19 protein-coding genes and 1 riboswitch are annotated in these 21,851 nt (G+C 42.8%); of the genes, 14 read left to right on the forward strand and 5 right to left on the reverse strand.

Going from position 1 to position 21,851, the window contains the following annotated elements; translation table 11 throughout:
- Positions 1–35: 35 nt before the first annotated feature.
- Together G9G53_RS20715 and G9G53_RS20720 are read left to right on the forward strand one after the other, a co-directional pair.
- Entirely contained in the window at positions 36–482 is a 447-nt protein-coding gene (locus G9G53_RS20715; RefSeq protein WP_165149969.1) for a GNAT family N-acetyltransferase, read from the forward strand.
- Positions 483–864: 382 nt separating this feature from the next.
- Positions 865–2,244 (forward strand): amino acid permease, encoded by a 1,380-nt coding sequence (locus tag G9G53_RS20720; RefSeq protein WP_061831603.1) that lies wholly within the window; start codon positions 865–867, stop codon positions 2,242–2,244.
- Positions 2,245–2,824: 580 nt separating this feature from the next.
- On the opposite strand, the gene G9G53_RS20725 is transcribed toward G9G53_RS20720, so the two are convergent.
- Positions 2,825–3,865, reverse strand: coding sequence for an NAD(P)-dependent alcohol dehydrogenase (locus tag G9G53_RS20725; protein WP_029517093.1), 1,041 nt, complete (start codon positions 3,863–3,865; stop codon positions 2,825–2,827).
- A 340-nt stretch (positions 3,866–4,205) separates the two neighbouring features.
- Between G9G53_RS20725 and G9G53_RS20730 the strand changes: the two genes are divergently transcribed.
- From G9G53_RS20730 to G9G53_RS20745, 4 genes are all read left to right on the forward strand, one after another.
- On the forward strand, positions 4,206–4,622 hold the full coding sequence (locus tag G9G53_RS20730; protein WP_029517092.1) for a MerR family transcriptional regulator: 417 nt from the start codon (positions 4,206–4,208) through the stop codon (positions 4,620–4,622).
- A gap of 383 nt (positions 4,623–5,005) precedes the next feature.
- A complete protein-coding gene (locus tag G9G53_RS20735) occupies positions 5,006–5,932 on the forward strand; it encodes a hypothetical protein (RefSeq protein ID WP_165149971.1) in 927 nt (308 codons plus the stop codon).
- Positions 5,933–6,068: 136 nt separating this feature from the next.
- Entirely contained in the window at positions 6,069–6,776 is a 708-nt protein-coding gene (locus G9G53_RS20740; RefSeq protein WP_029517090.1) for a hypothetical protein, read from the forward strand.
- 422 nt (positions 6,777–7,198) lie between these two features.
- Complete coding sequence (locus G9G53_RS20745) at positions 7,199–10,048, forward strand: S-layer homology domain-containing protein (protein WP_165149973.1); 2,850 nt, start codon at positions 7,199–7,201, stop codon at positions 10,046–10,048.
- A 101-nt stretch (positions 10,049–10,149) separates the two neighbouring features.
- On the opposite strand, the gene G9G53_RS20750 is transcribed toward G9G53_RS20745, so the two are convergent.
- Entirely contained in the window at positions 10,150–10,824 is a 675-nt protein-coding gene (locus tag G9G53_RS20750; RefSeq protein WP_029517631.1) for an NAD(P)H-dependent oxidoreductase, read from the reverse strand.
- Between the two features lie 143 nt (positions 10,825–10,967).
- Here G9G53_RS20750 and G9G53_RS20755 point away from each other — a divergent pair, with 143 nt between their 5' ends.
- Both G9G53_RS20755 and G9G53_RS20760 read left to right on the forward strand, forming a co-directional pair.
- Positions 10,968–11,360: a winged helix-turn-helix transcriptional regulator gene (locus G9G53_RS20755; RefSeq protein ID WP_068938572.1), complete on the forward strand. Its 393-nt coding sequence runs from the start codon at positions 10,968–10,970 to the stop codon at positions 11,358–11,360.
- A gap of 193 nt (positions 11,361–11,553) precedes the next feature.
- Entirely contained in the window at positions 11,554–12,546 is a 993-nt protein-coding gene (locus G9G53_RS20760) for an ABC transporter substrate-binding protein (protein WP_185156373.1), read from the forward strand.
- Between the two features lie 116 nt (positions 12,547–12,662).
- On the opposite strand, the gene G9G53_RS20765 is transcribed toward G9G53_RS20760, so the two are convergent.
- From G9G53_RS20765 to G9G53_RS20775, 3 genes are all read right to left on the reverse strand, one after another.
- Positions 12,663–14,165, reverse strand: a complete 1,503-nt coding sequence (locus G9G53_RS20765; RefSeq protein ID WP_165149975.1) for a stalk domain-containing protein — start codon at positions 14,163–14,165, stop codon at positions 12,663–12,665.
- Positions 14,166–14,379: 214 nt separating this feature from the next.
- On the reverse strand, positions 14,380–15,015 hold the full coding sequence (locus G9G53_RS20770; RefSeq protein WP_069012904.1) for a cyclodeaminase/cyclohydrolase family protein: 636 nt from the start codon (positions 15,013–15,015) through the stop codon (positions 14,380–14,382).
- Positions 15,012–15,878, reverse strand: coding sequence for a bifunctional 5,10-methylenetetrahydrofolate dehydrogenase/5,10-methenyltetrahydrofolate cyclohydrolase (locus tag G9G53_RS20775; protein WP_029517626.1), 867 nt, complete (start codon positions 15,876–15,878; stop codon positions 15,012–15,014). The genes G9G53_RS20770 and G9G53_RS20775 overlap by 4 nt, the downstream gene beginning before the upstream one ends.
- A gap of 113 nt (positions 15,879–15,991) precedes the next feature.
- Positions 15,992–16,076: riboswitch (ZMP/ZTP riboswitch) on the reverse strand.
- 213 nt (positions 16,077–16,289) lie between these two features.
- On the opposite strand from G9G53_RS20775, the gene G9G53_RS20780 reads away from it, so the two are divergent.
- The 6 genes from G9G53_RS20780 (at position 16,290) to G9G53_RS20805 (ending at position 21,755) form a co-directional block, all read left to right on the forward strand.
- Entirely contained in the window at positions 16,290–17,351 is a 1,062-nt protein-coding gene (locus tag G9G53_RS20780; RefSeq protein WP_029517625.1) for a fatty acid desaturase, read from the forward strand.
- A 68-nt stretch (positions 17,352–17,419) separates the two neighbouring features.
- Positions 17,420–18,553 carry a sensor histidine kinase gene (locus tag G9G53_RS20785; RefSeq protein WP_029517624.1) on the forward strand — a complete coding sequence of 378 codons (1,134 nt, stop codon included), beginning with the start codon at positions 17,420–17,422 and terminating at the stop codon, positions 18,551–18,553.
- On the forward strand, positions 18,550–19,149 hold the full coding sequence (locus G9G53_RS20790) for a response regulator transcription factor (protein WP_029517623.1): 600 nt from the start codon (positions 18,550–18,552) through the stop codon (positions 19,147–19,149). The genes G9G53_RS20785 and G9G53_RS20790 overlap by 4 nt, the downstream gene beginning before the upstream one ends.
- 145 nt (positions 19,150–19,294) lie before the next feature.
- The gene (locus G9G53_RS20795) at positions 19,295–19,915 is read left to right on the forward strand and encodes a deoxynucleoside kinase (protein ID WP_029517622.1); all 621 of its coding nucleotides are present in this window, start codon (positions 19,295–19,297) and stop codon (positions 19,913–19,915) included.
- Positions 19,915–20,556: a deoxynucleoside kinase gene (locus G9G53_RS20800; RefSeq protein ID WP_013308920.1), complete on the forward strand. Its 642-nt coding sequence runs from the start codon at positions 19,915–19,917 to the stop codon at positions 20,554–20,556. The genes G9G53_RS20795 and G9G53_RS20800 overlap by 1 nt, the downstream gene beginning before the upstream one ends.
- 197 nt (positions 20,557–20,753) lie before the next feature.
- The gene (locus tag G9G53_RS20805) at positions 20,754–21,755 is read left to right on the forward strand and encodes a Gfo/Idh/MocA family protein (RefSeq protein ID WP_029517621.1); all 1,002 of its coding nucleotides are present in this window, start codon (positions 20,754–20,756) and stop codon (positions 21,753–21,755) included.
- Positions 21,756–21,851: the final 96 nt, after the last annotated feature.

Below are 21,851 nucleotides of genomic sequence, written 5' to 3' on the forward strand. Positions count from 1 at the left end.
AGCATCGGATGATGAAAATAGGGGGCATTTCAAAAGTGAAAGAAAAAAATGTTAGGGAAATTAGGGCAACTGATTATCATGATATTTATTTGTTAAACCAAGACTTTAATCCCGATCTATATCTATTTCCTGAAGTAAAAGTAAAAGAGAAAATTGAAAGGATTATAAAGGAATCAAAAGATATGATCTTTGTTTATGAAGAAAACAACGAGGTATTAGGATATATTCATGGAAGCCCACATGAATTACTTTTTTCTGAATCTCTGGTGAATATACTAGGATTTGTTGTTAAAGAAAAGTATAGAAATCAAGGTGTAGGTAGCATGTTGATTGAGCGTCTTGAACAGTGGGGAAAGTCCCATGGATTTTCCGGGATCAAACTGTTATCTCACCCAAGTCGGATACAGGCCCACAGGTTCTATGAACGACGTGGCTATATGTTTACCAAGGATCAGAAAAATTTTATAAAAAATCTTAAATAAATACATAGGCTTAATATCGTGATATTTATCATTGAAAAACTAGTTGTGTTTAGTACTCTAATGCATCGCATTAAATTGACCATTGTTCAGAAAACGTGAATCACATTCCTTTCCATTTCATGCCTAAATATGTCTGTTAATTAGCAGTTGTATTTAGGCGTTTTTTGTCATACAATGCATCTAATGCTACGGACTCGGTCTTAGAAACAGTAAGGTTTGGACGGTAAATAGGACGTGGTTTCCTTGTATATTTAAGAATCGTGGAACTACTTTGTAGTCGTTCACTCACGACCACGTCAGTCTGAAAAATTAATAATGTTTGGGGGCAGTTTTCCGGATCATTAGCGTTTGATGATGAACATATACGAAGGGGAGCGTTCTTTTGGAATCGAAACAATTAACGAGAGGGCTAAAGCCACGGCACGTTGAGTTGATTGCGCTTGGAGGCACGATTGGCGTCGGTTTGTTTATGGGGTCGGCAAGTACGATAAAATGGGCAGGTCCCTCAGTACTGTTGGCTTATCTCTTAGCTGGGATTATTATGTTTTTTGTCATGCGGATCATGGGGGAAATGCTGATTCTTGAACCGGTGACAGGCTCATTCGCTACATTTGCTCATAAATATATCAGCCCTTTAGCCGGTTTCTTGACCGCCTGGAGCTATTGGTTTTTATGGGTTACCGTAGGGATGGCAGAAGTCACTGCGATTGGGGTATATGTGGGCTACTGGTTCCCGGATATCCCGCAATGGTTGCCGGCTTTGGCAGGTGTAATTATTATTGCATTGGCCAATTTGGCGGCTGTGAAATTTTATGGGGAATTTGAGTTTTGGTTTGCGATGATTAAAATTGTCGCCATTATCTTCATGCTAGTAGTGGGTACGGGGATGATCTTCTTTGGCCTCGGTAACGGTGGACAACCGATAGGTCTATCCAATCTGTACAGCCAGGGCGGCTTCTTTGCAGGTGGTTTGAAAGGGTTTCTATTTGCACTCTGCATTGTAACAGCGGCTTACCAAGGGATAGAGATGGTGGGTATTACGGCAGGTGAAGCAGAAAATCCGAAAATGACACTGCGAAAAGCCATTAAAAACATCATCTGGCGTATTCTGATTTTCTACGTGGGTGCAATCTTTGTCATTGTTACGATTTATCCTTGGAACCAAATAGGCGAGATCGGTAGTCCATTTGTTCTGACTTTTGCCAAGGTAGGAATTGTGGCTGCTGCGGGTATCATTAACTTTGTTGTACTTACAGCTGCGATGTCTGGTTGTAACAGTGGTATTTACAGTGCGGGCAGAATGTTATATACATTGGCTAAGAACGGACAAGCTCCTAAGTTCTTTGGGAAAGTTTCTCCAAGCGGCGTCCCTAGAAATAGTATAATAACGACCATTTCCTTGCTACTGGTAGGGGTGTTATTTAACTATTTAATGCCTGATTCCAAACTGTTTCTGTATATTTACAGCGCCAGTGTTCTTCCAGGCATGGTACCGTGGTTTGCATTAGCCATCAGTCAATTTAAATTCAGGAAAAAGTGGAAGGATGAAATGAAGGATCACACCTTTAAATCTCGTTTTTTTCCAATCAGTAATTACATCACCATTGTCTTTTTGTTGCTTGTGATCGTTGGAATGTGGTTTAATCCAGACACACGCTTGTCGTTGATTGTCGGGGCAACATTCATGGCGATCGTTATTGTTGGATATTTTGTCTTTGGCATAGGAAAGCGGCAGAGAATTGAAGAATTAGAGGAAAACTAAAAGATTGCTAAATACGTAACATTTGCCGAGCGCAATTCAGATGACCTGAGTTCGCTCGGCTTTTCTTTTACATGACGAGGGAGGGGCTATGGAAAGGTTGTTACTGAGGTATAGAACCGTGTGGTTATCCAGTTCGCACTACAAGTGTAAATACAAATACAAAAAAAGTGAGAACGAAAATGGAGAAGTTGATTATTGCCATACTCTTACGGTTAGCCTTAAACTCTGTAATTCCCGAAAATAAAAATATAAACCCTAGAAAAAATTGTGAGACTTTGTACAAATCCTCGTAGGTGTTTGGGTATGCGAGTGATAAAGAGGAAGAGATCATAACAACTACAGCAAATATTAAAGTGAGGATTTTGTAAATATCCATTTTCTTAAACATAGATAAGTTCCACCTTCCTATTTATTCCTAATGTATTATATTCTAAGGGTGGAATCTTTGGATTACAAATAAATACAAAAAGAGGAAATGGACAATAGGATGGTACACAGAATAAAGTGAAGGTGTCCCAAGTAATACTTTGGGGACACCTTCACAATTAAAATCACTTGTACAACTTATGATTTACATAGCTTACATTGTGCTAATGTCAATCACGAATCTATACTTCACATCAGAAGCTAACACTCGTTTGTAGGCTTCGTCAATCTGGTCGGCCGAAATTACTTCAATTTTAGGAACAATATTGTGTTTTGCACAAAAATCCAACATTTCCTGTGTCTCACGGATGCCTCCTATCATTGAACCAGCAAATGAACGGCGATGTCCGATAAGGGACATCACATTTAGTGACAACGGCTCCCCAGGGGCACCGACATTCACCAAAGTTCCGTCTAGATTGAGTAGTGCAAAATAAGCATCCATATCGATGGCAGCACTTACCGTGTTAATGATCAAATCAAAGTGCCCAGCAAGTTTTTTAAATGTTTCTGGTTCGCTTGTAGCATAATAGTGGTCCGCACCAAATTGCAAGCCATCATCTTTTTTCTTTAATGTTTGGGATAGAACGGTTACCTCAGCACCCATAGCATGTGCAATCTTGATAGCCATATGACCAAGGCCTCCCATTCCCACAACGGCCACTTTTTTATCTGGACCAGCACCCCAGCGGTTCAACGGTGAATAAGTCGTAATACCTGCACAAAGTAATGGAGCAGCCACGTCAAGCTCAATGTTATCTGGAATTTTCACTACAAAATCCTCAGTTACGACAATGTGGGTAGAATATCCGCCTTGTGTAGGCTCGCCGTATTTGTCAACACCAGCATAGGTAGGGACATTTCCTTTAAGGCAGTATTGTTCCTCTCCTTTACGACAGTTCTCACATTCGCCACAGGAATCAACCATACAGCCAACCCCTACCCGGTCACCAACGCTGTACTTTGTAACCTCAGATCCTACCTCCGTGACAATCCCTGCAATTTCATGTCCAGGTACGAGAGGGTAGTTCACTGGGCCCCATTCGCCGTGAGCAGTGTGGATGTCAGAATGGCATATGCCGGCATATTTAATTTCAATCAGAACATCGTGTGAATCAAGATCCCGTCGTTTAATTTCAGCCGATCGAAACGGTTTGTCTGGGCCATCGACAGCTCGTGCTTTAGCAGTTATCATAAATAGCCTCCAATTATTTTTATTTTTCAAGAGAATGCAGTTATATCGGTATAAATTGAAAACTAGCTGAAGTCGGTTGAAGTTCCCCTTCATTCATTTCCATTTATACTTTTTCTCTTGCAAATCAATGTTAATCCTTATAGTTAACTCTAAGTCAAGCGCAGGTTTATAAGCGTCTATTCAGTAATGTTGTTTTCTTGCTAATTATATTTCGTTAGATAGCATCTGATTCTACTTTTCCTATAAGGGGACTTTGACATTCTACAAATACCTTGATAGAATCCCCCTTATATCATAGAGTTAACTCGAAGTCTATGTCATTAAGAATAGGAGATACATGATGAAGACGTATTCTATCAGCGAAGTTGCAAAAGAATTGAATCTTACAGCATACGCTTTGCGTTACTACGACAAAGAGGGACTTATGCCTTTTGTAGAACGGACATCTAGCGGAACAAGATTATTTAAAGAATCCGATATCGACGCTTTAAAAATAATTGAATGTCTAAAATCCACCGGGATGCCGATCAAAGAAATTAAAAATTTCATTGATTGGTGTTCTGGTGGGGATTCCACACTACAACAAAGATATGACATGTTTATGGAACGAAAAGCAACTGTAGAAGCACAAATGGAAGAACTTAAAAAAACAATGGAAGTTATTGAACATAAATGCTCATATTACAAAACTGCATTGGATGCCGGAACGGAAAATATTCATAAAAACAATAAAATAGGGAGTCTCATTACTAACTAATAGATAAGCATCTGTAATTCATCCATTTCTATATGAATTACAGGTGCTTTCGTTTGTAATATTCGATTTACTACAACCTACTGATTTAAAACAGCACGATCGGTTTTAGAAAACTAGGAACCAAATATGATGTAACTTGAACAGGCAGGAGTAGTACCGAGGATCAAGTATTCCGAAAGTCAACGGGCAATTTGCCCATTATGTAGGTTGAGAGCCACGACTTTAGTTCAGAAAACAACGAATTACTATAGAATCATCGAAGATAATCAGGAGTATGGTCCAGTATTCTCTCATTTTTATTTTTGATAAGATTAATTCCATATTATTGAAGTCTACTATCAAACCACGAAAGAATGATACATAAGGAAATGAGGAAGATACTGATGAAGGCAAAAGCGTATATTATTTTGTTGACTGCTGTAATAAGTTTAACTGCTATGCTGACCGCATGCGGTGACTCCAAGAAGCAAATTGAAGGTGAATCTACGACTGGAGCAGCAACGGCAACCACTACGACTACCCAGAATGCCAAGGCGGACAATGCGGAACAGGCTGGTGTGGATGGTGTTGTGAGCAATACTACAGACCAAGCTACAAAAAGTAATGGAAAGACGTATTCCGACGTGGCTAAAGAAGCAGCGAAACCCGATCAGCCAGCAGGACAAATAGGGTTAAATACGACGCAGGAGCAGCTTCTTACCTTTGCCGATCGTTATGGACTGGTACGAGTGCAGGATCATCCGATTCGGCGGGTTTCCGATCCAACTGGGAAACATGTAAACATTGCAAATTACAGTGATTCTGTCGTGAATTTATATACAGAAGAACCCATCCACCTGAATACAGATGAATTTATTCATGAAGCTTATAATTTTTTTACAGAGGGAGTTGCTCCAGGTGAGTCCTACAAGAAGTGGGAGGAAACCTCTAATACTGAAAGAGGACTCGTCAAAATGCTCTATTTGTCACGAGAGGGACTTCATATTTTAGAAGAAGCGATGAAGACGCATGATTATTCTAGTCCATCGGTCCAAAATACGCTGGGATTTTTTAAGGTTGCCTCGAAATTTGAGTCTATGATGCCTGTTGCCCAGACACCTACAGACATCAGCTTGTACGATATGTACGATCAACGCGTTAAGCCCGAGTGGAAGAAACTAAGTGACATTAAAAACCCTGCCGCGAATGAAAAAGCCTTCGCTGCGGCCTATCAAAAAGCAAGAGATGAGACCAATAATCTTATGGGGCTATTAAACATTATGGTGTCTACAGAAATGGAAAAACGTCTCAAAGCTGCAACCGATCAGTAAAACACAGGCAAATAGTAAATTATCAAGGACATAATTTATCCACACTTTCTTCTAATATTTAACTGTCGATAGATTTATTGAAAAGCTATAATGCTAATGATGATTTGAGTGTACTTGGAGAAAAGAGGTTGAGGGTATGAAGTTGAAAAAATGGCCGTTAGTATTCATGATAGGTATTCTCATGCTGTTATCCGTAGGCTGGAACAGTGGAGTATCTTATGCGAAATATTATTACGAATACACTTGGGATCAGTACAAGGGGACTGAAATCAAGACGTACAGGCTGACACCAGTAGCTGGAAGAGCCGGATTCATGGATCAGGAAAAGGCCTTAGCTGCTATTGGCAAAACCCCGAATGTGTATGGAAAGTTCAGTGGCTATAGAACAGAGAAAACAACTGAAATTGCAACCAAGAGTGTAACAGATGAGGTTTATAAATATGCAGTTGTTGATTTTATTAGCGACAAGGAGCCAGAAACTGTAGAATACGTTAATCCAAAAGGTGGAGTTCCTCATACATGGAACGGAACCGATGAGATTCGAATTTTTATGAGAGGGTCTGAGGCAGCTTCTTTGGCAGAGCTGTTTTATGAGGGAACTCCAAGTGAAGGACGCTATCATTTTAATGCTGACGATGTCTACTTAGTTACATTCTGGTCCAACACAGTAAAATCAATCACTGGAATGTCTGCTGAAGCGCTAGTTGAGGAAGGCCCCCCTGCGTTTATAAATCGAGAGTTGGTTGGTCAAATAAAAGGCAAAGATCCTGCTGCCTATCCACAAAATGGGGCTTTAAACGGCTACTTTTATGTTTATAAGGGTTCTGAGTTTAAAGAGAATTAAAACAGCAGACAGGATTTTATAAGTATATATGTACACGAGAACGAGATAACATTTTGTATTCTTCAAGCGAATGCGGATACAGATGTTATCTCTTTTTTTATTTGTATACGGGATCAACATAGTAACACAAAAAGATGATAAATATTTAATTACCAATGAAAACCATTGTTTAGTGATAGGGAATTACGGCTTAAAAAAAGATGGTGAATAAACAGGATAGTAGATTGCCAAAACTACTTTTTTTACTGGCTTTATTCAATCCTAGGGAGATTATTCCGATAATTCAAGTATATACAGTTTGGTGTTAACAGTAATGAAAAACCGATTGAAAACAAGAGAGACTAATTTTCAAAGTTGATATGAAAGTACAGGCGAAAGTGGCTCAGTGCTATCTAGTAAAGGAGGTGTAATGATTCCGAATAATGAATTATGAAAAAAAGTTAAAACAAATTAGGCATTACATGGCTGGTTTACTGGCTGTCTGGTTGTTCTGTATACATAGTGCGCCTGTTTTTGCGGACAGAGCCTTTAACGATATCGAACATTCCTATGCAGCTGATGCGATTGAGGCCATGGCTGCTCAAGGTTATGTTACGGGTTATCAGGATGGGAGCTTTCGACCTTTACATTTTATCTCGCGACAGGAATGGGCAAGCATTTTCGCTAAAACCTTAAAGCGAACATCGAATAACAGAGGCGTAACTTCTTTTCGTGATGTGTCACCATGGGCTCTACCTTATGTACAGGCCTTACAGGAAGAGAGCATTACGAAAGGAATTAGTGATCAATTATTCGGTGCCAAGCACAATATGACTCGTCAGGATATGGCCGTTTGGTATGCCCGCTATTTTGGTGTTACTGAAGATACCCGATCGGCTGGTATATCCAGTTTTGTGGATCAATCTGATATATCAGATTATGCACAAACGAGCGTATGGCTGATGGAACGGCTGGAACTGATCGAGGGAGATACGAATCACTATTTCCATCCTAAAGAGTCTGTGAGACGGCAGGATGCCACGCTGGTTGCTTATCGAATATGGTTAGGCGGTGACGGTCTGAGAGAACGTGCCAAGCGTTTGCTAGGGTCATTAGGAGATGGAACTGCAACGATGCCTCAGACGACCAGCCAACAAGAATCGAAGAAGATCGAGGTCGATGTGACACCGGAAATTAGTCAACAACCTGTGAATTCGGAAGTCGAGGAGCCTAAAAGGCATCGCCCAAGCCCTGATTCACCAGCATCTCCGGTGACACCACCAGAACCGAAGCCGGAACCGTCGGTGACACCGCCGGGACCTAAACCCAAACCACCAGTAATTCCGGTAGATCCACCGGATCATTCTTCGGATTTTCTGGTAGATGAGGTCGTAATCAAGGCGCAGGAGCTGGTAAATCAACCGGAGACATACCCTTCGTATCAGCTATCTTTTCAGCTCTACAATAAAGGGCGACCCGTAAGCATTCCTGCTGCCAGCGTCACAAGTGTTACGTACACATTTAGTGATGGGTTAGGTATTTTTGATGAACAAGGGAAAATTGCACATCCCGAAAATATTCCGGTTGCGGACAGCTTCATTCCTGTAGAAATGAAGGTCACCGTTGCCAAACCTTATCAGGTCCTTACAGCTCAGGCCAAGCTAATCGTGAAAGGGAAGACTCCGCCGGCAGAGCCACCGAACGTAATCAGGTCCGTATACTTGGCTACGTATACCATTTCAGAGGCTGCTACTTTAGATCCTGCTGCTTGGAATATGTCCTACGTATTTCATAATGCTAATGGAGAGGTTATAGCTCCTGGATTGCTGCCCTCAGACTTGATACTTCGGGTAGAGGATTCCAGAGGAATATTTGATGAGGATGGAAAGATTGCCAACCTGCATTTGATTCCGGTAGTAAACTCGGTCATTCCATTAAAGATCACGGTTGAGTCGCCATCTCAAGGGGTTCACTTCACATCTGATGCGGAATTAACGGTAGAACCCGGGGAACGCAAAAAGCAATACTTTGCTGTCTCCATCATGCTGCAGGGAAGCGCGACGACGGTAGATCAAATCAAGCAAGCGCGTCAATTGCTGATGGACCACTTTGGTCCTAATATCAAAGTGACGTGGGCGATGGAAAACGGATTTGTTTTTGTAGAAGCAAATCGCCCGCAGCTTAGACAGGTTTTGGCATACGTTGATCAATATGACGACGAAGTCGGAATGTTGGATGGGTATCCGAACCAGTTGAAGTTTCCTATTTGGGAAGCAAAGATGGATGAGTGGTTGTATATGTATCGTTATAATGCATTCAATGAGCTGCACCAATCCGGTACAATGGGATCACCATCTGTGTTTGAAAGCATGGATACAGACCAATATCGGAAGTATCTGCCGAAATCATTGACCAGCTTTACGGTGAATCCCGAACAGACTCAATGGCTTAAAGATCACTATCGGATTACATCCGCGATGGGATGGTCGGCTACACAATATAATGTCAACGGTATGTATGGTGAGGGCTCTCCATTGATGCCTTACTGGTCCCATAAGGACAATCCGATTGTTCCCGCACAGGGACTTGCAGATAATAGCGGTACCGTATTCATGAACTCGGTTACGATTGATCCGATTGGATCACGCTATACGAAAGATTCCTCACGCTGGACTCTTCATCCGCTTGACCCATATGTGACTGAGACGGATGCAGCACCACAACTGTATATAGTACAGCAATATTTGGATAACCCTTATCAACGTATAAATACGGTAAACTACTTGTCCATTATTTTGGACATCAACGCACTTGCCAACACCCATAACATGGCTCCAATATGGGAGAATTTTGTGAACCACTTCCCTGTTGATCGCAAGGTTGAGATTGTAGGCGTGGACGGGCTGAAACAGATTTATGAATCGGTAGCAGGATCCAATAATGATCATACGGAGTTTACGCTCATGTTTAGAGGCTCAGGTATTAAGACGGCTATGGATTCCAATAATTCACCAGCAAATCTGCGCTATTTGTGGACCGAAAATGCCTCACAGCGGATTATTTTATCCAAAGAGGATGGAGATGCGGCATGGTCCATTATTGACTTTACCGATTATACCCGAAAACCGGTTCCGAAGATGGACTACAACTTGGATGGTCACACGGACGTAAGCTATGTCACCGGAAGGAACTTCAAGCTATGTCCAACGGCTCCTTTAACAGCGGATGAAATTCAACGCGTAAAGGATCGTTTGAAGGATATTTACTTTGCAGAAGAAGTAAATTATCAGTAAGTAATTGGAAAGAGTTAAGAGCTGAGGTTTTATGAAAAGGGGGTGTCCCCACAGCCATCGAAATGGCTGTGGGGACACCCCCTTGTTTTAGAGAAAAGGTTTTACACCCACTCAATAACCTGATCTACAGATCGCCGAGTTTTGCCACGCGGCTCGTTGAGACGGTAGCCAAATGCCACCATACAAGAAATACCGAAATGCTTGGCATCCATAATGCCTTCTTCAGAGAGGATGCGTTCGATTTCCTGTTTATTAAAACCTTCGATAGGGCAGGAATCAATGCCGATTTGAGCTGCGGCAGTCATCATGTTGCCCAGTGCGATGTAGGTTTGTCGGCAGCCCCACTCGAACAAGGCTCTTTTGTTTTCCTCCAGCGCAAAATCTGATTTTAGGAAGGCGTCATATACTTTCTCTTTGCCTTGCATCACTTCAGCTGGTAATTGCTGCACGTTCTCCATCATACTCTTGATATAATCGGAGGAGGCTATCATATCTTCAGGAAGTCTAGAGAGGATGAGTACAAAATGGCTGGCTGTTGGCAGTTGTTTTTGGGCCCCCCAAGAGTAAGGCAGTAGCTTCTCACGCATAGCTTTACTCTGAACGACAACAAATTTCCAAGGTTCAAAGCCAAACGAGCTTGGAGATAAACGACCGGTTTCAAGAATAAAGTCGAAGTCAGAATCGCTAATTTTCTTATGACTATCGAATTCCTTCGTTGCATGTCTGAACTCGTATGCAGATAAGATTTGATCTTTAGTAGTAGCTAAGGTTTCCATCGTTATTCCACTCCTTATGGATGTGATTAAAATTGACGCTTACCAAGTGACATGCTTAATATTAGAATATACATGATCGTTTTTGAAGTACGCACATTAATGTGCTGTAGTATATAAAATGATACTAAGGAGGAGAAAAGCCTATGCGCAATCGGAAAGGCGGCTTTGGGGAATGTACCGCTGGGAATGATCAGGCGTGTCCAGTTGAGTTCACGCTGGACGTGATTGGGGGCAAATGGAAAGGAATTATTTTATATCATCTCATGTATGGGACTAAGCGATTTAGTGATTTTCGGCGGATATGTCCGGGGATCACCCAGCGTATGCTGACACTCCAATTGCGCGAGCTGGAAGAGGATGGTGTCGTTCACCGTGAAGTATACCAGCAGGTTCCGCCTAAGGTTGAATACTCTCTCACCGAATTCGGGAAAACGCTCATACCGATTATTAACTTGATGAAAGATTGGGGAGAAGAATATAAAACAAAACAGCGATCACCAGAAAGCAGTCTTCAGCAACCTAGCCCCAATGTGTAGGTTTTTGAAGACGGCTCCACGAAAAAGACCTGGCCATCATTTTGGCAGGTCTTTTGGTTTATTAAAAAGGAATGTGCAAAGTTCGTTTTTCAGTTGACAGCAAGGACGACGCTTGATATATTTCTTACGATATTGATAATCATTATCATATGTATTGGAAGATCATCTGCGCAATATATAGGGGGCTAATCAGTTGAAAAGAAAATCGTATTTTATGATGACAGCTATGTTACTTGTATTGTCTGTATTCATCAGCGCTTGCGGCGGAAATAATAATGGAAGTAATCCGGCTTCATCTTCAGGAGATAAGCAAGAGTCGGCTTCTACTGGAAAGACGAGAAGCTTTAAAACGGTTAAAGGGGATATTCAAATTCCGACCAAGCCACAGCGCATTGTAACGGATTTTTACGGTGGAGAATTGCTGTCCGTGGGTGCTAACGTGGTGGGTGTAGAGCCAACTGCGTTTCAAAATCCTTTTCTGACCGATTTGCTGAAGGAACAAGGAACCAAAGAGGTGGGTGATCCGACCAATTTGGAAAAGACGTTGGAACTCAAACCCGATCTGATCGTGGTTATGAAGGATACGAATTATGAGGCTTTGTCTAAAATTGCGCCTACCCTGTATATTCCGTACGGCACGACGACTAATTTTTATGATACGGTCAAGTTGTTCGGCGATATCACCGGGGAAAAGGAGAAGGCTGAGCAATTTATTGCTGCATTTGATAAAAAGGCCGCTGAAGGTCGCGCACGTCTTAAAGGTGTGATTGACGAAAAGGCAACTTTCGGTCTGTATGAGCTGACGGACAAGCACGCACTTTGGATCTTTGGCGACAATGCGGGTCGCGGCGGACAAGCCGTATACAATGCGCTCAAACTGAACATGCCAAAGAAAACAGTGAACTCCAAGGAACAAACGGTACAGCTTTCGATGGAGGTATTGCCGCAGTATGACGCAGATTATATGTTCCTGACTACGTATGACCCGGAGAAAAAGGGTGACGCGCTCAAGCAACTGAAGTCGTCCGCTGTATGGGGGAATCTTCCTGCGGTGAAGAACAATAGAGTGTTCTTTAACGATTTTGATACGTATTATCGCTATGATCCAATCGCTATTACAGGACAGATTGATATGATCGTAGATATGCTGGTCGAAAGAGAAAAAGAGAATAAAGCTAAACAATAAGCAGATTCTGCGCTATAACAAATTGTTGAAATAGATAAGAGATCGCATATTATACACAGTATATAGCATTAAAAACCAGTCCAACATGAATCATGTTTGGACTGGTTTTTGATTTACTATTTTGTCGTAATTTCAATAGTATCTTCTTTTTGTATCCAATCTACCTTGGCCCCCAGCGTTTCGCTGATCAGCCTTAATGGAAGATAACCAATACCATTCACCATGAAGGGCGGATTGGTAAGCTTTACAGCCTTACCGTTCACTTTTGCTTGGCTGGTTTTGAAATTTATTTCTAGAAAGACAGGGTGATCTTCTGCCTTGGACTGATCTATTTTTGCTATTTTGCTGTTGAAATCATAAGCGATCTCGGCCCCCAGTTTATCAAAAACAGAACGAAGGGGAATAAACGCTTGCCCGTTGCGGGTAATGACACCATTACTCAGAGAGACAGGCGAACCATTGAGACGGACAAGAATCGGTTTTTGTACAGGAACTGGTGAACTATACAGAAACTCATAGTCTCCTATACCTAGCTGCGCGTGTTTGTTGACACCCCAGCCCCATAAGGCCCCATCTGCTTTTTGCATGATTACGTGCCGTGGACCTGCTTTGATACTTTGAATATTTTTAGCAAGCAATGTAAAGGGGGCGTTGGATGGTAACTTTTCACCATCTAGAGACGCAACATATACATTCCCAGCTGTGGTGAGGGCGAGTATGGAGCGTTCGGCGAAAAAGGCGTCTTTAACATCTTTTACTCCTGATAATAGCACAGGGGTATTTTCATTGTGATAGGTTGTATTATCTGAGTAACCTGTGACCGTTTCACCCCAGAACCATAACCGTCCTTGTCGATCAATCGCGAGATTGGAACTTCCATTGGTCTTAATTATTTTGATGTCCGATAAGGCTTGAATCTGCGATACGGATAAAGTTTCGGACGGAGTTACATTTTTATCAAATTCTTTGGGCCATGTCCATACAGTACCGTCTTTCTTTAAGGCTATGTTTTTGGAGACAGCAGTAATATCCTTTAATGATGGAACAAGCTCGAAGCCCTGCAAGGACCTTGTATTTTTCCATACACTTCCGTCCTTCTTCAAGAAGATCCAGCGTTCCTCATATTGCGGTCTTTTTTCATAGTAACTATCCAATTCTGTAACATTTTCGATGCCGGATAGGGTTTGAAAAGGAGCAAAGTTGCCACCATTTTCGATTCGATCAGCGGATAATACGGTTCCTTCGGCGTTTAGGGCGAGCACATGATCATTCATAATACGCACGTTTATGATGTTTGGTAGTCCTTCCAGAGAAATGAATTTCACGGATTCAGAAATGTTGTTTCTTGGCACATACCAGGCGGAATGATCTTGTAAGGTAAATATCAGATCGCCTTCCTGGATTATATTCGAAAATGTTCTTACAACGTTTGGCTTATCCTCTACACGAGTCGGTACGGATTGATTATAGCCCCATAACCACAAGCTCCCATCGGATTGAATCAGACTCCCGGAATCATAGGAGCGAATACGGGACGCCGATTCATCACCGGCCCCCCATGCACTGGAGCTGAACAATAACAGCGCGATCATACTGATTAACAGAGTACGTCTTTTCATGCGTTTTTCCTCATTTCTTCATCAATGTATATAAGGTTAAATAACGCCTTGGGGAATATCTCCTTATCAATAGACGAAGAATATATAGAAAAGTTTTCCACAAATCGTTGGATTCCAATAAAATAGCCTCCAAACCCACGAGCAGAGGCGGGTTTGAGAGGCTATTTTTTGAGCATGGAAGCAGAATATGACTTGGGACGGGTTCTTCCAATGGTCAGCCCGTTATTCGGCTGCGCACCATCAATAAGGTTTGTTCTTTGATTTGTCCGATTTCACGGAGGAGTGCGGCTGTTTTAGCTTCGTAGGATTGTTTGACATCCAAATCTTTCAGCGAAGCAAGGTTAATGTCGACGGTAAGCAGGGCAGATTGAGCGGCGGCTTCGAACAGGATCGCGCCGATGCCAAGATCCGAAATCACATTTTTATTGGACACTTCCACAATGTTATAGGCTTGCGACAATCCGTCTCGGCATACTTCCAGCAGGCGCATGGGTACCTCAATGGCAGCGATCACCGCTGTCTGTAAGGAATGGGTACGATAGCGCTTTTCTTCGTCTGTTTCCTTGGGCAAACGCAGGGCAGTCATATACTGTTCAAAGGATTGGATGTCTGCGACCATTAATTCCTCACAATGTGTAGACAATCTTTCCATGCTGCTAATGACGTCCGTGATTTGTTCATGGATGTGCGCGTATTTTTCTCCTTGTGAAAGGTTGGCGGTCATGGAGGTCATAGCCGCGCCTAGTGCCGCAGCCAGTGCGGATACACTTCCTCCGCCAGGGGTAGGAGCTGCACTTGCAGCCTCTTTCAGAAAATGTCCGATGGAATGATTCCACGACAGTTCACTCATGAGTAAACCACCTCTCTGGAGTAGTGTTGCAGATGTATTGCTTTGAGCAGATTTTTGTACAAAATCGCAGTCGTTAAGGTGCCAACACCGCCGGGAACCGGAGAAATAGCATGTACTTTTTCCCCCACGTCTAAAGCGGCATCTCCCACTATTTTTCCCTCTAGCGTCTCATTAATTCCCGCATCTACCAAAATCAAACCGGGATGAACCATATCTTGCGTAATCACATCAGGGCATCCGACTGCCACGAAGGCAATGTCTGCATGGCTCAGATGCTCTGCAATATCACGCGTACCTGCATGACAGGCGGTAACGGTGGCGTTTTCTCTTTGCAACATGTGGAAAAGGGGAAGTCCCACTGTCTGTCCGATGCCCACGAGCGTGACATTTTTGCCTGCCAATGTGTGACCGTAATGCTTGAGCAGCTCGATACAGGCTTGAGGTGTTGCGGGATATAGTCCGGCGTCACCTGTTACAGTAGCCAGCTTGTTATCGGGTGTAATCCCATCAATATCCTTGTAGGGGGCAATGGATTGTTTAATAACGGAGGCGGAAAGATGTTGGGGAAGCGGCAGTTCCAGCATAATGCCATGTACATGGGATGCATCGTTCAGACTGCCGATCAGGTGCAGTAGCTCGGTTTCGCTAACATGACGATCAAACGTATGGAGATGAAATGAGATGCCCAGCTTCTCCGCTATTTTTTGCTTGGTCCGTGCATAGTATGCAGATGCCGGATCACCTTCTACCAATAGGGTTGCCAGATGGGGACGGTGTCCTTGCTGCTTCATTTCTTCTACCTGTGAACGGATCGTTGCATATACTTGCTCAGCTGCTTCTTTGGATTTCATGATAATAGCCATAGTCCGAGCCTCCTCTGAATTTATTGCATAATGGAATCAACAGGGTGTCATGGTCTTGTAAAACGAAAAAAAGTATTTGCACAAGGTCGTCAAGACAGACGAATCCTCTGCAAATACTTCTCCCAGGCGAACGGTACGCTTTTTTTGTATGCTCCCTCGTGGTTCATTCCACTGACTTCGCCAGTCACATACAGCGTTATTATACCTTATATTTTAACAAACAATCATCAGAAAAGAAACCCGCGAACATTTGGAAAACGGGTTATGTTACTTGTCTATATGACAAATGTCATATACACGAACTGACGTTTATGACTACAGCGCCTAGAGCGTTCTCCTTATACTGAGATTAGATCAACATGTACGCCTAACAGGATCAAGGTATAGGCGTCATCTTTAAGGAGGATCATAATGAGTATGACACAACTCCCATTAGCCCAATTGAAAAAAAATATGGCTCCCTACGAGAAAATAAACACGAAATCCAGCGTTCTGCAACTTATCAATACCTTGGGTCCACTGATCCTATTGTGGTATGCTGCTTATCTTAGCCTGTCGGTCTCGTACTGGCTGACGCTTCCCATTGCCATTGTTGCATCGGGGTTTGTGGTACGGACGTTTATTATTTTTCATGATTGTGGTCATCAATCCTTCTTCAAAAGCCGCAAGCTGAACGACATTGTGGGAACGATTACAGGTATTATTACGCTCTGCCCTTATCACCAATGGAAAAATAGTCACGCGATCCACCATGCAACCAGCAGTAATCTGGATAAAAGAGGCACAGGTGACATGTGGGTGCTTACGGTAGAAGAGTACACAGAGGCTTCCACATGGACACGGTTGGCCTATCGCATATACCGAAATCCTTGGGTTATGTTCGGACTAGGTCCGATCTATACTTTTTTGATTTCCTATCGCTTTAATATCAAGACAGCCAAACGCAAGGAAAAAATGAACACTCATGTGACGAATATATCCATCGTTGCATTGTATGCACTGTTGTGCTGGGCTATTGGATGGCAGGCCTTCCTTCTCGTACAGGCACCTATCTTTTTTGTATCCGGTATGTTGGGAATCTGGTTGTTCTATGTACAACATCAATTTGAGGATTCGTATTTTGAGCACGATGAAGAGTGGAGTTATATTAATGCAGCCGTAGAAGGCAGTTCTTACTACAAGCTTCCTAAAGTATTGCAATGGATTACGGGCAATATCGGATTTCATCACGTTCATCACCTGAGTCCCAAAGTTCCAAATTATAATTTGGAAAAAGCACATGAAGCGACACCGTTACTTCAAAAGGCGACCACGATCACAGTGAGTAGCAGTCTGCAATCGTTGAAGTTCCGACTTTGGGATGAAAATACGAAAACCTTTTTGACCTTTAAACAAGTGAAGCCGCTCCTCAGCAAACGTGTAGCAGTTACGAAACCCATGCCTACACCTGTTGTAGGCACAGAAAGAAAATAACATTGAACAAAACCTGGTATGATAAGATAAGGAATATAAGTCATGTGAAGTAGAAGAGGGTGGGCAGGATGCAAAAATGGTATCAGATCTTCCAAAGAAATACAGGGCTTAGCCCTTATGTTTGGGTCGTCTTTTACATCCTGCCCTTTTACTACTTTAGCTCTTCATCTACAGGTCATATTATTTTGGGTACTGCTATTATTTTGGTATTCTTTGCATGTTATGTACTGGCTTTTGTCTCAAAAGGCTGGCTCATATACTTTTGGACCAGTGTACAGATTGCCATATCGATTACCATGACACTGCTGTTCAGCTATATGTACTTTTCCATATTTATCGCCTATTTGATCGGTAATATTAAAAGTAAGGCTGCATTTACGACGCTGTATATTATTTTAATGGTTATTACGATTGGATTGATCAATTATGGTTTTGTTTCTCAGAATCCCGTTTTTATTAAACAGATTCCTTTTATCCTGCTTAATCTGATCGGTGTGATTCTCCTTCCGATTACGAATTTTAATCGCAACAAAAGCGATCGGCTCCAAGTCCAATTGGAGGATGCCAATAAGAAAATATCGGAATTGATTAAGCTGGAGGAACGGCAAAGAATTGCGCGTGACCTGCACGATACCTTAGGTCAGAAGTTGTCACTCATTGGGCTGAAGAGCGATTTGGCGGGCAAACTGATGGATCAGTACCCGGAGCGGGCGCATGTCGAAATTAACGATGTTCGTCTCACGGCAAGAAGCGCGTTAAAAGAGGTACGGGAAATGGTTACTCAAATGCGCGGTATGCGACTAGAGGATGAGCTACTACGTATTCGGCAGATTTTAAAGGCTGCTCACATTGAATTAACTCTAGAGGGCGACCCGAAGCTGGAGCATACATCATTAATGAATGAAAATGTTCTTAGCATGTGTATGAAGGAAGCCGTAACCAATGTAGTGAAACACAGTGGAGCTACCGCTTGCTCCATCACGATTGAGCCGTCTCGTAAGGAATTAACTCTTCGGATTCAGGATAATGGAGTCGGTATTACGAGAGAAAATGGAACCCTTCGTGGAAACGGCCTGCAAGGTATGAAGGAAAGGCTCGAATTCGTGAACGGATGTATGGAGCTGCGTTCAGATCAGGGAACGACCTTGGTCATTAAAGTGCCCAATATCCCTGAAAAGCCGAACGAGGAGGTGGGGCCATGATTCGAATTGTCATTGCAGAAGACCAGCGTATGCTGCTGGGTGCTCTAGCTTCTCTGCTAGACTTGGAAGAGGACATGAAAGTAGTCGGAAAAGCAAGCAACGGGGAAGAAGCTATAGAACTGGTGAAGCTGCATCAACCGGATATATGCATTATGGACATCGAAATGCCAATAAAGAGCGGATTGGATGCGGCTGAAGAACTCAAAGGCTTGAACTGCAAGATGCTGATTTTAACTACGTTTGCCCGCCCTGGGTATTTTGAACGAGCGATCAAGGCGGGGACACACGGTTATCTACTCAAGGACAGTCCCAGTGAAGAGCTGGCTTCCTCCATTCGCAGTATTATGGCAGGTCGGCGTATCTATGCTCCGGAACTGGTCGATGATGCTTATGCCGAAGTCAACCCGCTAACAGAGCGTGAAAAGACCGTCTTGGCGCTCATCGCTGACGGAAAGAACACAAAAGAGATTGCTGGTGAACTGTATTTAACGACAGGGACGGTGCGCAATTATATTTCAGTCATTCTCGATAAGTTGGGTGTCAGTAACCGGATCGAAGCGATTACACGTTTTAATGAAAAAGGTTGGTTTAAATGAGAAACAGAGACGCTATGAAGCAAAATATAGCGCTCTGTTTTTTTGTTTTATCCATAGATTTGGTATGCCTTTAGCGTACTACCTTGTGATACAATAGGATAGTTGTCCACAGGATGGACTGGAGTACAAGGAGGAGCAGAACCGCATGAAACAAGCCCCATTTATAGCCGTTGAAGGGCCCATCGGAGCAGGCAAAACGACGTTAGCTTCGATGCTTTCAACCGAGCTACATTGGCCGATAATCAAAGAGATTGTCGAGGAGAACCCATTTCTCGATAAATTTTATCAGAATATAGATGAGTGGAGTTTCCAGTTGGAAATGTTCTTCCTCTGCAATCGGTATAAGCAGTTGGAGGATACTGGTCTGCAATATATCGAGAAAGCTCAGCCTGTTATTTCTGATTATCATATCTACAAGAATTTGATTTTTGCTGAACGTACGCTTAAGGGTGTGAAGCTCGAAAAATATCGTCAAATCTATCATTTGCTCACAGATGATATGCCTAAGCCGGACATTATCATTTATATCAAAGCAGATTTGGATACCTTGCTGGGGAGAATTCGCAAGCGTGCACGCTCTTTTGAACAGGAGATGGACCCTGCCTATCTGGAGCAATTGATCATAGATTATGATAAAGGCATGCAGTTTCTCGCTGAACAGTCCCCTTCCCCTCGTATATTGACCGTGAACGGGAATGAAATTGATTTTGTAGAAAATCAGGCACAATTTAAACAAATTGTTTCCGATGTAAAGGAGCTTATATAGTGAATAATTACAACATTCCTGCAAATGCCTTGATTACGGTAGCGGGCACAGTGGGTGTAGGTAAATCCACGTTGACCGGTGCTTTGGCCGGACGCCTTGGTTTTAAAACCTCTTTGGAGCAGGTCGATCATAATCCCTATCTGGAGAAATTTTATCACGATTTCGAAAGATGGAGCTTTCATTTGCAAATTTATTTTCTCGCGGAACGCTTCAAGGAACAAAAGAATATTTTCCTGTCTGGTGGAGGCTTTGTGCAGGATCGTTCTATTTATGAGGATACAGGCATTTTTGCGAAAATGCATGCCGATCAGGGAACGATGAATCCTACCGATTATGAAACGTATACTAGCCTGTTTGAGGCGATGGTGATGACACCGTTTTTCCCTCACCCTGATGTGCTGATCTATCTGGAAGGCAGTTTGCCCTCCATTCTGAGTCGGATTGAGGAGCGCGGTCGCGAGATGGAGATCCAGACCGAGCGTTCTTATTGGGAGCAAATGCATCGCAGATATTCCAATTGGATCAACGAATTTGATGCCTGCCCTGTACTGCGTCTGAACATTGATGAGTATGATGTACATGACCCTGCTTCCATGGATGCTATTTTGGAAGAAGTAGGAAAAGTAATATCAAAAAAATAGAGATATAACCCCAAATAACTGACAGGGACTGTGGTACAATCAGTATAAATTAAGCTGATAGACCGCAGTCTTTTTTTGTCGAATAAACATGTTGAAGCACGAGATATGACTAACGGTATAGTGGACAAGTTTAGGCTGGAATGCGAGAATAGGTACATATGAATTGTAATGACTCACGGGAAGGATGGGATACTGTGATGCGTTTTGGTATTGTTGGAACCAACTGGATAACAGAGAGGTTTATTCAAGCTGCGATGGAGACGGACGAATTTTCCCTGACGGCGGTATACTCACGCACAGAGGATAAGGGCAAAGCTTTTGCTGACAAATATAACAGCCAGCCGGAGGTTTTTACAGACCTGGCGCAAATGGCCGCAAGTGACCAGGTCGATGCCGTATATATTGCCAGCCCCAATTCCTTACATGCGGAGCAGGCGATCTTATGTATGAATCACGGAAAGCACGTGTTGTGTGAGAAACCTTTTGCGTCTAATGCAGCAGAGGTGAAGAGTATGATCGAAGCCGCGCGCAACAACGATGTTCTGCTGATGGAGGCCGTTAAATCCACACTTATGCCTAACTTTAAAATAATAAAGGATCATATGTATAAAATAGGCCGGGTTCGGCGTTATTTTGCAAGCTACTGTCAATACTCCTCCCGCTTTGATGCTTTTAAGCAAGGTAAGGTATTGAATGCGTTTAACCCGGCCTTTTCCAATGGTTCCCTGATGGACCTTGGCGTGTATTGTTTGTATCCTATGGTGACTTTGTTCGGCAAACCTGAGGAGGTTCGGGCGGTTGGTGTGCTTTTATCCTCTGGTGTCGATGGCGAGGGCAGTATCGTGATGAAGTATCCTGATATGGATGCTATCGTCATGTATTCCAAAATTACAGATTCCTATCTGCCTGCTGAAATTCAGGGTGAGAATGGAACGATGGTGATCGACAAAATCAGTCAGCCCTATGAGGTGAAAATTCATTATCGGGACGGCACGATTGAGGATCTGACCAAAGCTCAGACGCGTGAGCCCATGTATTATGAAATTCAGGAATTTATAGATCTGATCAAGATTGGTGAACGCAACAGTTCCATTAACTCTTTGGAGTGTTCACTTACAGTCGCTGAAGTGATGGAGGAGGCAAGACAACAATTCGGCCTTCGTTATGAAGCAGATTTGAAAAATACTTCTGCACATTAGTCAGTGGAATGATCGAAATTGCAATGCACAAAGGGCTGCCGATTTTGCAAACTTTGCAAATATACGGTTAGCCTTATTTGGCTTTGTAGCCCTAAA

Source organism: Paenibacillus sp. EKM206P, assembly GCF_011066155.1.
Classification (GTDB): domain Bacteria; phylum Bacillota; class Bacilli; order Paenibacillales; family Paenibacillaceae; genus Paenibacillus; species Paenibacillus polymyxa_D.